Genomic DNA, 11,962 nt, shown 5'->3' with positions numbered 1-11,962 from the left:
TAAATTATGGCAGATGAAATTGCTACTTTAATAAGTTCTGTTGGACTTACACATGAAACATTTCTTGTGTTCTGTTTAATGGCAGTTCTTATTGTTGGTGCAGTTATTGTAATCATTGCATCTAGACCAGTTTTGGACATTTATCCTTATCTTAACCCAAGTGCAAGAGTAAGAGCTAGAAAAGGAAGACTATTTAATGAAAAACAAATTTCTGAAATTGTTGAAACCAACAATGTAGAAGAAGTTGAAAACTATCTTAAAGGTATTCCTGAATATGCTGATGTTCTTGATGAATATCCTCTTGATAAAGCATTGGATGTTGAACGTGCTAATACTTATGACTTTATTGCAAGAATCGCTCCTAAGGAAGTAAAAGATCCTTTTGCTGTCATGTCTAAAAAAACTGACATAGACAACATTAAAAGTCTTTTAACTGCTAAGGAAGTTGGTCTTTCACCAGATGAAACTAAAGAATTATTAATTCCTTGCGGATCATTATATGGTGATTTGGAATCATTAGCTGATTCTGAAAAGGTAACTGATATTGTCACAAGTTTAGATGGTACTGAATATGCGGCTGCTTTAGAAGATGCTCTTCCACAATATGAAGAAACTAATATGATTCTTCCATTAGAATCTGCTTTAGATAAATATTATTTAGGCAATTTATTACGTTCTTCTGATGTTCCTGCTGATGAAAATAGACAAATTGTATATTCATATGTTGGAACTCAAGTTGATGTAGCTAATCTTAAATTAATTATAAGGGCAAAACAAGATGGTCTTGATTATGATCAAATTGCTCCTTATATGTTAGAAGAAGGATACCAATTACGTGAATGGAAACTTAAAGATTTAATGGAATCTCCGGATGTTACTAATGTGGTGTCTGGTTTAGAAGGAACAAAATATGCTGAAGCATTAACTGAGGTAATTCCAGTATATAATGAAACTGGTTCAGTAGCTGTATTTGAAAAAGCATTGGATGTTTATGCATCAAATTATGCAAAATCCTTATCCGTTAAAAAACCATTAGGTGTTGGTCCAATTATTGGTTATTTAAGTCAAAAAGAAAATGAAATTAAAAATTTAAAAATTATTGCAAGAGCAAAAAGAGAAGCAGACTTCCCTAATTCTAAAATCATGGAGATGTTAATATGAGTTCTGTAGCAATTATAGGTGATATTGACACTGTATCTGGATTTAGACTTGGTGGTGTCAAAAAAGCTGAAGTTGTTAACACTTCAGAAGAAGCTATCGCAGCTTTTGATAAATTTTTAGATGATGAAATTTCAATTATTATCATTACTCAATTAATGGCTAATGAAATACGAGAACACATTAATAGGAAAATTGGTTCTGATGTATTACCAATGATAATTGAAATACCTGATAAAGATGGGTCCTCAGAAGGATCATCTGATCAAATAAATGACCTTATTAAAAGAGTTATCGGGGTAGAGATGGTTAAATGATTATTGAAGGAAATATTATTAAGATTGCTGGGCCTGTTATTATCGCAGATGGTATGAGAGGGGCTCAGATGCTTGAGATGGTTAGAGTAGGTGATGAAAAGCTTATCGGAGAAATCATTGAGCTTGAAGGTGACACCGCTACTATCCAAGTATATGAAGAAACAGCCGGTATTCAACCGGGTGAAGTAGTTGAATGTACTGGTGGTCCATTGTCAGTAGAACTCGGTCCAGGTGTAATGAGTTCTATTTTCGACGGTATTCAAAGACCTTTAAGAATCATCAGAGAAGAATCTGGTGATTTTATTGCAAGAGGTATTGATGTAGATTCTGTAAACAAAGAGAAAAAATGGACTTTCAAACCTGTGGCTAAAGTTGGAGATGTTTTAAAAGGTGGAGACGTTCTTGGTGAAGTTCAAGAAACTACTGCAGTTTTACACAAAATTATGGTACCTCCAACACTTGAAGGTGAAGTAACCGAAATTGCTGCTGAAGGTGAATACACTGTATTGGAAGACATTGCTACTGTAGGTGGCGAAAAAGTTCAAATGCTCCAAAAATGGCCTGTTAAAAGAAGTCGTCCATACATTGAAAAATTAGATCCAGATATACCTTTAGTAACTGGTCAAAGAGCACAAGACACTTTCTTCTCCGTAGCTAAAGGAGGAGCAGCAGCTATTCCAGGTCCTTTTGGATCAGGTAAAACTGTTACACAACAACAATTAGCTAAATGGGCTGATGCAGATATCGTTGTATATATTGGATGTGGAGAACGTGGTAACGAAATGACTGAAGTACTTACTGAATTCCCATTCCTCGACGACCCTAAAACCGGTAATCCATTGATGGACAGAACTGTTCTTATTGCAAACACTTCCAACATGCCGGTAGCAGCTCGTGAAGCATGTGTATATACTGGTATTACTATTGCTGAATACTACCGTGACCAAGGTTACGATGTAGCACTCATGGCAGATTCAACCTCAAGATGGGCTGAAGCTATGAGGGAGATTTCTGGAAGATTAGAAGAAATGCCTGGGGAAGAAGGTTACCCAGCATACTTAGCATCCAGATTAGCACAATTCTACGAAAGAGCAGGAAGGGTAAAAACTATTGGTACTGAACCAAATGTTGCATCCATTTCTGTAGTTGGTGCTGTATCACCTCCTGGTGGGGACTTATCTGAACCTGTTACTCAAAACACATTACGTATCTGTAAAGTGTTCTGGGCGTTAGATGCATCTCTTGCAGATAAACGTCACTTCCCTTCAATTGACTGGTTACAAAGTTATTCTTTATATGTAGACAGTATTGAAGGTTGGTGGGCTGAAAATGTAGCAGCAGACTGGAGAGCAACTCGTGACCAAGCTATGGGATTATTACAAAAAGAATCAGAGTTACAAGAAATTGTACAATTAGTTGGTCCTGATGCATTACCTGAAACTGACCAAGCTACTTTGGAAACTACTCGTATGTTAAGAGAAGATTTCTTACAACAAAACGCATTTGATGATGTAGATACATACTGTGCTCCTGATAAACAGTACAAAATGTTAAAAACCATTTTATTATTCTACAAAGAATCTCTTGCAGCAGTTAACAGAGGAGCTCCAATTGCTAACATTGTAGCATTACCTGTTAAAGAAGAAATCGGTAAAATGAAATACATCCCACAAGATGAATTTGATGCAAAAATTGAAGAAATTCAATCCGCAATTACTAAACAATGCAGTGAGGCTTAAAAATGAATACAAATATTAAAACTAGAGAATATACTACTGTATCTGAAGTCTCAGGTCCTTTAATGGTTGTTGAAGGAGTAGAAGGCGTTGGTTACAATGAAATTGTAGATATTGAAACACCTACTGGTGAAAAAAGAAGTGGACAAGTTCTGGAAGTAACTAAAGATGTTGCTGTTATTCAGGTTTTCGAAGGAACCAATGACTTAAACACTAAAGATACCAAAACCAGATTTACCGGTCAAACCGCAAAAATCGGTGTATCCAGAGACATGATGGGACGTATCTTTAACGGTATTGGTAAACCTATCGACGGCGGACCAGAAATTATTCCTGATGAAGAATTAGATATTAACGGGGCACCAATGAACCCTGCTTCTCGTGAATTCCCTGAAGAATTTATTCAAACTGGTATCTCTACCATTGACGGAATGAACACATTAGTAAGAGGACAAAAACTTCCTATTTTCTCAGGATCTGGTTTACCTCACAACGATTTAGCTGTACAAATTGCAAGACAAGCTAAAGTATTAGGTGCAGACGATGAGTTTGCAGTAATTTTCGCTGCTATGGGTATTACAAACGAAGAAGCAAACTTCTTTATGAGAGATTTCGAACGTACTGGAGCTTTAGAAAAATTAACAGTATTCATGAACTTAGCAGACGACCCTGCTATTGAAAGAATCTTAACTCCAAAAATGGCTTTGACTACTGCTGAATACTATGCATTTACATTAGGTATGCAAGTATTAGTTATCTTAACAGATATGACTAACTACTGTGAAGCTTTAAGGGAAATTTCTGCAGCAAGAGAAGAAGTACCTGGAAGAAGAGGTTATCCTGGATACATGTACACTGACCTTGCTGGTATTTATGAAAGAGCAGGACGTATCGATGGTAAAGAAGGTTCAATTACTCAAATGCCTATCTTAGTTATGCCTCAAGACGATATTACCCACCCAATTCCGGACTTAACCGGTTATATTACTGAAGGACAAATTGTATTAAGTAGGGAAATCTCAAGGAAAGGTATTTACCCTCCTGTAGATGTACTTCCTTCACTTTCTCGTTTGATGAGTGGTGGTATTGGAGGCGAAAAAACTAGGGATGACCACAGTGGTGTATCTGACCAACTTTATTCTGCATATGCAGAAGGTCGTGAATTAAGAGACCTCGTTGCGGTTGTAGGGGAAGAAGCACTTACTGAAAGGGATCAAAAATTCTTAGAATTTGCTCAAGCATTTGAAGACCAATTCATTACCCAAAGTAAAGATGAAGACAGAACCATCTTTGAAACTTTAGATCTTGGTTGGAGTTTACTTAAAATCTTACCTAAAACTGAACTCAAAAGGGTTAAAGAAGAATTTGTTGAACAATACCTTCCAAAAGATGACTAGTCTCATTACAGTATATGTAGGTGATTAAATGGCACAAGATATTATAGATGGAATTAATCCAACTCGTATGGAATTATTGTCCCTTAAGAATAGGACAAAACTTGCTGTTAAAGGGCATGGTTTGCTTAAAGAGAAAAGGGACGCTTTAATTAAAGAGTTTTTTGATATCTTGGATCGTGTCAAAGGTATTCGTGAAAACGCAGAAAAAAGTCTAAGTGAAGCAAATGAAGCTTTACTTGAAGCTCAAATTGCAATGGGTGATTTAGCTGTTAGAAAAGCAGCATTATCTGTAAAAGAATCTATTGATGTTGATATTACTTCAAGAAGCGTTATGGGTGTTGCAGTACCTGTTACAGATGTCAAAATGGAAGAAAGGTCCATTATTGACAGAGGTTATGGATTCTCCGACACTACTATTCAATTAGACGAAGCTGCTAAAAAATATGAGGAATCTGTTAAGTACTTAATCGAACTGGGTGAAGTAGAAAAAACAATTTTCTTACTCGCTGAAGAAATCGAAGCTACTAAACGTAGGGTAAATGCTTTGGAACATATTATGATTCCAAGATTCCAAAATACTGAAAAGTATATTGATATGAGACTCCAAGAAATGGAAAGGGAAAACTTCGTAAGATTGAAAATGATTAGATCCACTATTGAGAAGAATGAAAAAGCGGCTGCTGAAGCTGAAGCAGCTAAAAATGTAGAAGCTTAAATTTTTCTTAATACTTCTCATTTTCTTCTATTTTTTTATTATTTTTTAATTAAAGTTTTAAAATTAATTTATTTTTAAAAAAAGTTTATTTAAAATCGTTACTGTAAAATATTTTTTTACTAGAAATTTGTAGAAAGTGTGTTTAAAATGAAAAGAAATCCAATTGACCAGTTTATGAAAGACCCTGATAATAAAGCTAGAGTATTCATGTGGATGACTTATGCAATGATTGCAACTACTTTTTTGATAACAATTGGAGCAATAATATTTATTTTGCACCTTGTTGGCTTTTTTTAGCTAACTCATTCACCTTTTTACTTGCTGATTCTACTTTTTCATATAATTTTTCAAAATCTTTATCTTTGTCAATTATTGTGAGTAAAGGTTCTGATTTTTCAGTTATCGATCCGATATGTGGTGTATCATAAATATTTTCTAAATCTATTTTTTCATATTTCATTCTTGTCGGTGAATAAATGATTTTTTTATAGGAATAATATTGTGCTTTAGGAATTTCAATAATCTCTCCAAAACATGCTTTTATATGTGCATTGAGCATATTTATTCCCAATGATTTTTCTACGCATTCAAATGTTCCCTGAAGTCTGGGATTCATTTCGATTACATATAGTCCATTTTCATTAAGAATATAGTCCACGCCATTAGAGCCAATCAATTTGAATTTTTCTGCTAAATCCTGGGATGTGTTGGTCATCTTGTCATTTATTTTGTTGATATCTTTTACATTGGCCATAATGGATTTTTTGGTTAAAGGCAGAATATTTCCGACATATATAAAACTGTTATTTTTTTCAAAATCGTTAATTGTCAATAATCTTGAATTCATTATTGTTTTTGCACTATCTTTACTTGCAAGAACTGATGAACTTAAATTGATTCCGGAGACATATTCCTGAAGAATAAATTCGCCTTTGTTAAATTGAATATATGTGTTTTTATTTAACATGTTGATATCATACCCACCACTTCCTTGCACGGGTTTTAAAATAAATTGAATATTCTGATAATTTTTACTTATTTCAAATGCTTCATCTATATCAATTACATTAAAAGTCATTGGAGTTAAGAATTCATCTTTGATTTTTTCATAAAAATTATATTTGTTTTCAATATCCTTAACATTCTTATTTCCTAAAATCTTTTTTTTATGTCCTTTTGAAAAATCAGATGGGGAGATTCCTGAAATGGGTATGATGTAGTCGACTTCATCAAGGTAATCCCTGGAAATTTCTAAAATATTTTCGCTATTGAATTTATCTTCAAATACACCACAGCTCACTCCATCCTCTTCCTTTAGGATAATTTTTTGATTTTCAATAATTGGGGTGTCTGAAGTTGAAAAGTAACTTGTAGAATAAATCGTATAATTGAGCTTTAAAGCACTGTTAAGCATACTTCTAGTATCAATTCCAATAAGTAATAGCTTTTCCATAAAATATCATAAAAAATAGTTAATTGAAATAGTCCCGAGCGGAGTCGAACCGCCGTCTCCGGGTCCAAAGCCTAGAAGGATTACCACTACCCTACGGGACTATATTTGTTGTATTACAACATTTAATATATCTTTATCATGTAGTATTTAAAAGTATCGGTTCATAGTTTTTGATAAAACAAACATTTGTCATGCCATATGCATTTAGAACATATTTTACTCACCCTTTCTTTTGAATTAAATATGTTTTCAACTTTTTTAAATAAATCTATGCTATCATATTCCGTAGTTTGGTCAAATTCAGATAACACTTCATTATCCATTGATACGATTTTTTCGTTTTCATTATGATTTTGACATAAATTATCTTTCAAATTTGGGCAAGATCTGCAGATGTCGTCCGGTCTGTTTGTAATTGAAATGGTTGTGCCTTCTGATTTTCTAGCTTGATTGATTTTAGTCATATTTTTAACAAAATCATCGTCATAGCCATATCCCTGAAAACCTTGGAGGCATAATAAATGATGACCTCGTAAAACAAGTTTCATAATATCAGTAAAATAAATAAAAAAAGAAAAGGTTTGAAACCTTTTTAGTCTTTTGGTAAAAATGCTTTAGATACAGAGGCTGCACCTAAAATTTTAACAATATCTCCAGCAATAAATGGAACAAGACCCATCATTAATAAATCGATTATTCCTAATGGTGCTCCTGCATAACTGGACCATAATGCAAGGCCTGCAAGACCTGGAATGTAAATTAATGCAAAGTTTGCAACACCGATTACTAGTGCCATTTTTGTAAAGTTACGGGCATCTGCATATTTGTCTCTAATTGCTCCAATGAAGTATGATGCAATTATAAATCCGATTAAGAATCCTCCAGTTGATCCGAGGAGTACTTCAATACCCCCGGTCATTCCACCAAACCATGGAATAAATGCAATACCTAAAACAACATATAATATTTGGCTTAAACATCCATATTTTTTACCTAAAAGTAAACCAGAACATAATACTGCAAATGTTTGTGCAGTTATAGGAACTGGAGTCCATGGGAGTGGGATAATAATTTGAGCCATTATACCTGTAAAACATGCCATCATTAATGACATGAGTAATTTAGTTGCAGTACTAGCATCTTCAATTCTTTCGAATACATTTTTTCTAGTACTATAATAATTATCCATATCGATATTCATTTTTATCCTCCAATTTCTAAATTCTATAATATTTCTGTTTATTATATTATATATTATTTATGAATTTTTTGCGATTTGAAGGATAGTTTAAGTTTAGCAATAAGCCGATTAAACAAAAAGTTTTGAAAAATAAGAAAAATATGGAAATAGTGATTCTATTTCCTAAAATGTGGTATTTAGTTAATAGTTATTAATTTCACATCATGTGGTTTTTTAACTATATTCATTGATTTGAATGCAACTAATTTTTTTATTCCTTTTTCGGAAGCTACATCAACTAATCTTTGGCTGATTACTCCATCAAATATGACACTATTAGCGGTCCCTTCAATACCTTTGATTTCTTCGTATATATTTTCCACTTCAACCTCTTTGGTCATATTCAATGCTTCATCTAAAATAGCTCCACTGCCAGTGCCTTCAAATTCTTTTAACATATCTTTCATTAAGCTAACTTCATCATCTTCGACAGCTGGTTCTTCAACAACTTCTTCACGAGGAGTGAATTTTTGATGTTTTTTGGAATGTTTATTCTGATATTTTTTATTGTTGTTGTCTTTTTTATTAGAACTATTGGATTCATTCAGAATATTGTTTGTTGCTAAAAATTGTGCTGTAGGAACTTTATCTCTGAGTGCGACTAGAACTTCATCTTTTTCTAGGTCTTCAACTTCTTTTCCTTTTGGAGCACGTGTAATGTAGTCAACATCTCCGATTTGCAAGAGTTCTTTTAAGATAAGTTCTCCGCCCCTATCTCCATCTACAAATGCAGTGGTAGTTCTTTTCTTACTTAATTCACCAATTGCTTGAGGAACACTGACTCCTTCAACTGCAACGGTATTTTTAATACCATATTTGAGTAAGTTTAAAACATCACTACGGCCTTCCACTACAATAATTGCATCGGAAGTGTGTATGCTTGGGCCTGCAGGTAAACGATCATCTCCATATTCAGAGATTTCGTGAACTCTCATTGCTTCCCTTACCTCTTCAATCATTTTCATACTGGCTGGACCGACGCTTTCAACCATGTTTTTGTAGATTTCTTTTGCACGGTTAACAACTTGTTCTCTTTTGACTGCTCTTACGTCTTCAACTTTTAAAGTTTGAATTTGAGCTTCACAAGGTCCAACACGATTGATTGTTTCGAGAGATGCTGCGAGAATGGCGGTTTCAACTCTATCTAAACTGGATGGAATAACAATTTCACCTTTTGCCCTTCCGCTATTGGAATGAATGTTAACTTGGATTCTTCCAATTCTTCCAGTTCTTTGAAGTTCTCTTAAATCTAAATCGTTACTAAGTAAACCTTCAGTTTGTCCAAATACTGCACCAACAACATCAGGCTTTTCAACAATACCGTTGGCGGTAATTTGGGCATGAATTAAATATTTTGTTGTAGTTAATTCTTCACCTTTTCCCATTTTTAAGCCTCCTAAGCTTATTAATCGGGATAATTTATGTAATAACTAAAACTTGCATAAATTATACGATAAACATATTTTTTTATCTATTATACACTAGAAAAAGAGCCAATACATTTAGGAGCGTCACACAATTAAGGTTTTATCAATTCATTCCATATGATTTAATTTGAAATTTATAAAACTCGCCAATCTTCGATTCCTTAATATTTGATTTTTCTCCTGTCTTTGAATTAATTAATAATAATTTATAATAATGAATAATGTAAATAAACTCTTATGAGCATATAATAATTAAAGTATTTTTATAATACTACATGTCTTATATTGGTAAAACTAATATATAAAATGTGTCATATTGAAAAAATATTTTAACAAAGCAATCATAATATCTATTATGAAAAAAGAATATATGGTGAGCTAATGAGCGTAACTCCGAGTGATGTTTTAAATAAAAATAAAAATTTAGATAAGCGGGTTAATGTTGGGGATATTGATTTAAAAAATGTTACTGTTGATGATTTAAAATTTAATGGCGATAATTATAGGGAACATATTCATCTTTGTTCCTTGCTTGAAAATATATCTGTATGCCAAATTTCGGATGCATATAAAGGAATTTCACATCGTTCCGGAACTATAAAATCCATAAAACCTATTAATAATCTAAAAGTGTGGGGAAGCATTTTTACTGCTGAAACTACAAGTGATGATTGGGGAACTTCAGCTTTGGCTATTGATGCTGCAGGTTATGGAGATATTTTATTTTTCAAAGTCGATAATGATGAAAAAGCCATATGGGGTGAATTAGCATCTACTGCGGCTAAAAATAATGGAATTAAGGCAACCGTTATTTATGGATCCGTTCGTGATTTGGATGCTTTATTATATATGGATTATCCTATTTTTGCTTCCAATTTTGTTCCAAATGCTGGTTTAGCTCTTGGTTTGGGTACTTTAAACCAACCAATTGAAATTGAAGGAAATAACATAAATCCTGGTGATTTTTTCTTTGGAGATGAGACTGGAATTGTTATAATTCCTAAGGAATTGTTCAATAAAGTTATGGTTTCAGCGCTTGAAGTGAAATTGACTGAGTCAGGAATTGTAGAAAAATTGGCCAGTGGTATGACTTTAGCACAGATTACTGGCCTTAGATGAAAATAGTAAAACTTTTAAATATAAACTCATTTGGTATATAAATATTACCGATATGTTTATATACTACTTTTCTTATAATTATATAAACGATACAGATTTGATTTTAGTTTGATTATATGAAATTCTTAGGAAATAGTTTGCATATTGCAAATTCTGGTAAATTAATAGCTAGATCTTCTAAAACACCGTCACCTGGTGGAATTGTCTTTGACAGTAATAAAAATAAAATTGGGAAGGTTAGCTATGTTTTTGGACCAACAAAACAACCATACGTCTCAATTAGGTTATTTAGATCAGCCAATCGGGATCGTATTGCGAAAAATTGTGGTGAAAAACTATTTGTATCAAAACCAAAATCCAAAAAACCTAAAAAAAGGAGGATGAAAGCACGACACAAGAAGTAACAGAAGCTCCTAGAACTAGAGGTAGGAGATCTACAAGAGAACCAAGACAAGAAAAAGTTTTTGATGATAATAAACAGACTGTATGTCCTGAATGTGGTTCTGAAGAATTAATTGGTGATTATGAAAGAGCAGAAGTAGTTTGTGCTCGTTGTGGTTTGGTTATTGATGAAAACCTTGTAGACATGGGTCCTGAATGGAGAGCATTCGACCATGAACAAAGAGATAAACGTACAAGAGTTGGAGCTCCAATTACTTACACTATTCACGATAAAGGTTTAAGTACCATGATAGACTGGAGAAATAAAGATATCTACGGTCGTGATATTCCTGCAAGAAACAGGGCTCAATGGTACAGATTAAGAAAATGGCAAAGAAAAATCAGAATTTCCGGTGCTACTGAAAGGAACTTAGCATTTGCATTAAGTGAACTTGATCGTGATTCTTCAAGATTAGGTCTTCCTAGAAGTGTAAGGGAAGCCGCATCTGTTGTTTACAGAAGTGCAGTAGATAATAAATTAATCAGAGGAAGAAGTATTGAAGGTGTGGTTGCTGCTTCATTATATGCAGCATGTCGCCGTTGTAATGTTCCGCGTACTCTAGATGAAATTGCTGAAGTGTCAAGAGTTACTAAAAAAGAGGTAGGTCGTACCTACAGATTTTTAACTCGTGAATTAAACATTAAATTACCACCAACTTCTCCAGTTGATTATGTTCCAAGATTCGCATCAGAACTAGGACTTTCCGGTGAAGCACAATCCAAAGCTATTGAAATAATCGAAAAAGCTATGGAAAAAGGTTTGACTTCAGGAAGAGGTCCTACTGGAGTTGCTGCAGCTGCATTATATATTGCATCCGTTTTACTTGGTGAGAGAAAAACCCAAAGGGATGTTGCAGATATTGCAGGTGTAACTGAAGTAACCATACGTAACAGATACAAAGAATTAACCGAACAATTGGAAATGGGTGTAACTTTATAGATTAATTAAATTTTTTAAT

General features: G+C 33.5%; 12 protein-coding genes, 1 tRNA gene and 1 pseudogene. 9 read left to right on the top strand and 5 right to left on the bottom strand.

The genetic code is table 11. From position 1 onward, the window contains the following. Positions 1-6: 6 nt before the first annotated feature. From QZN45_RS06380 to QZN45_RS06355, 6 genes are all read left to right on the top strand, one after another. Positions 7-1,161: a V-type ATP synthase subunit C gene (locus QZN45_RS06380; protein ID WP_292606853.1), complete on the top strand. Its 1,155-nt coding sequence runs from the start codon at positions 7-9 to the stop codon at positions 1,159-1,161. Then, positions 1,158-1,475: a V-type ATP synthase subunit F gene (locus QZN45_RS06375; RefSeq protein ID WP_292606857.1), complete on the top strand. Its 318-nt coding sequence runs from the start codon at positions 1,158-1,160 to the stop codon at positions 1,473-1,475. The genes QZN45_RS06380 and QZN45_RS06375 overlap by 4 nt, the downstream gene beginning before the upstream one ends. Then, positions 1,472-3,214, top strand: coding sequence for an ATP synthase subunit A (locus tag QZN45_RS06370; protein WP_292606859.1), 1,743 nt, complete (start codon positions 1,472-1,474; stop codon positions 3,212-3,214). Before QZN45_RS06375 ends, QZN45_RS06370 begins: the two co-directional genes overlap by 4 nt. Before the next feature lie 2 nt (positions 3,215-3,216). Next, positions 3,217-4,608 carry a V-type ATP synthase subunit B gene (locus tag QZN45_RS06365; RefSeq protein ID WP_292606862.1) on the top strand — a complete coding sequence of 464 codons (1,392 nt, stop codon included), beginning with the start codon at positions 3,217-3,219 and terminating at the stop codon, positions 4,606-4,608. A 28-nt stretch (positions 4,609-4,636) separates the two neighbouring features. After that, positions 4,637-5,323 carry a V-type ATP synthase subunit D gene (locus QZN45_RS06360; protein ID WP_292606865.1) on the top strand — a complete coding sequence of 229 codons (687 nt, stop codon included), beginning with the start codon at positions 4,637-4,639 and terminating at the stop codon, positions 5,321-5,323. Between the two features lie 147 nt (positions 5,324-5,470). Next, positions 5,471-5,620 carry a hypothetical protein gene (locus tag QZN45_RS06355; protein ID WP_292606867.1) on the top strand — a complete coding sequence of 50 codons (150 nt, stop codon included), beginning with the start codon at positions 5,471-5,473 and terminating at the stop codon, positions 5,618-5,620. Here QZN45_RS06355 and QZN45_RS06350 read toward each other — a convergent pair. From QZN45_RS06350 to dnaG, 5 genes are all read right to left on the bottom strand, one after another. After that, positions 5,592-6,776 (bottom strand): ATP-grasp domain-containing protein, encoded by a 1,185-nt coding sequence (locus QZN45_RS06350; RefSeq protein ID WP_292606869.1) that lies wholly within the window; start codon positions 6,774-6,776, stop codon positions 5,592-5,594. The two genes, QZN45_RS06355 and QZN45_RS06350, sit on opposite strands and share 29 nt — an antisense overlap. Before the next feature lie 29 nt (positions 6,777-6,805). Continuing rightward, a tRNA-Gln gene (locus QZN45_RS06345) sits at positions 6,806-6,877 on the bottom strand. Between the two features lie 60 nt (positions 6,878-6,937). Continuing rightward, entirely contained in the window at positions 6,938-7,324 is a 387-nt protein-coding gene (locus QZN45_RS06340; RefSeq protein WP_292606872.1) for a DUF1284 domain-containing protein, read from the bottom strand. Between the two features lie 44 nt (positions 7,325-7,368). Next, positions 7,369-7,971 (bottom strand): biotin transporter BioY, encoded by a 603-nt coding sequence (locus QZN45_RS06335; protein WP_292880334.1) that lies wholly within the window; start codon positions 7,969-7,971, stop codon positions 7,369-7,371. 182 nt (positions 7,972-8,153) lie between these two features. Then, positions 8,154-9,401 carry a DNA primase DnaG gene (dnaG, locus tag QZN45_RS06330; RefSeq protein WP_292606875.1) on the bottom strand — a complete coding sequence of 416 codons (1,248 nt, stop codon included), beginning with the start codon at positions 9,399-9,401 and terminating at the stop codon, positions 8,154-8,156. Between the two features lie 423 nt (positions 9,402-9,824). Here dnaG and QZN45_RS06325 point away from each other — a divergent pair, with 423 nt between their 5' ends. The 3 genes and pseudogenes from QZN45_RS06325 to QZN45_RS06315 form a co-directional block, all read left to right on the top strand. Continuing rightward, a complete protein-coding gene (locus QZN45_RS06325) occupies positions 9,825-10,562 on the top strand; it encodes an RraA family protein (RefSeq protein WP_292606878.1) in 738 nt (245 codons plus the stop codon). Positions 10,563-10,678: 116 nt separating this feature from the next. Then, a complete protein-coding gene (locus QZN45_RS06320) occupies positions 10,679-10,966 on the top strand; it encodes a Gar1/Naf1 family protein (protein WP_292606882.1) in 288 nt (95 codons plus the stop codon). Positions 10,967-11,028: 62 nt separating this feature from the next. Then, positions 11,029-11,943, top strand: a pseudogene (locus tag QZN45_RS06315) (transcription initiation factor IIB); the annotation flags it as partial. Between the last annotated feature and the right edge of the window lie 19 nt (positions 11,944-11,962).

This window comes from uncultured Methanobrevibacter sp., assembly GCF_900314695.1.
Classification (GTDB): Archaea; Methanobacteriota; Methanobacteria; order Methanobacteriales; family Methanobacteriaceae; genus Methanocatella.
This window is presented reverse-complemented; position numbering and strand designations above follow the sequence as displayed.

What these genes read in the sequence shown, in the direction of transcription:
- QZN45_RS06375 (WP_292606857.1), top strand. Translation starts at nt 1,158, where the DNA reads ATGAGTTCTGTAGCAATTATAGGTGATATTGACACTGTATCTGGATTT.
- QZN45_RS06355 (WP_292606867.1), top strand. Translation starts at nt 5,471, where the DNA reads ATGAAAAGAAATCCAATTGACCAGTTTATGAAAGACCCTGATAATAAA.
- QZN45_RS06365 (WP_292606862.1), top strand. Translation starts at nt 3,217, where the DNA reads ATGAATACAAATATTAAAACTAGAGAATATACTACTGTATCTGAAGTC.
- QZN45_RS06325 (WP_292606878.1), top strand. Translation starts at nt 9,825, where the DNA reads ATGAGCGTAACTCCGAGTGATGTTTTAAATAAAAATAAAAATTTAGAT.
- QZN45_RS06350 (WP_292606869.1), bottom strand. Translation starts at nt 6,776, where the DNA reads ATGGAAAAGCTATTACTTATTGGAATTGATACTAGAAGTATGCTTAAC.
- QZN45_RS06380 (WP_292606853.1), top strand. Translation starts at nt 7, where the DNA reads ATGGCAGATGAAATTGCTACTTTAATAAGTTCTGTTGGACTTACACAT.
- QZN45_RS06360 (WP_292606865.1), top strand. Translation starts at nt 4,637, where the DNA reads ATGGCACAAGATATTATAGATGGAATTAATCCAACTCGTATGGAATTA.
- QZN45_RS06370 (WP_292606859.1), top strand. Translation starts at nt 1,472, where the DNA reads ATGATTATTGAAGGAAATATTATTAAGATTGCTGGGCCTGTTATTATC.
- dnaG (WP_292606875.1), bottom strand. Translation starts at nt 9,401, where the DNA reads ATGGGAAAAGGTGAAGAATTAACTACAACAAAATATTTAATTCATGCC.
- QZN45_RS06340 (WP_292606872.1), bottom strand. Translation starts at nt 7,324, where the DNA reads ATGAAACTTGTTTTACGAGGTCATCATTTATTATGCCTCCAAGGTTTT.
- QZN45_RS06320 (WP_292606882.1), top strand. Translation starts at nt 10,679, where the DNA reads ATGAAATTCTTAGGAAATAGTTTGCATATTGCAAATTCTGGTAAATTA.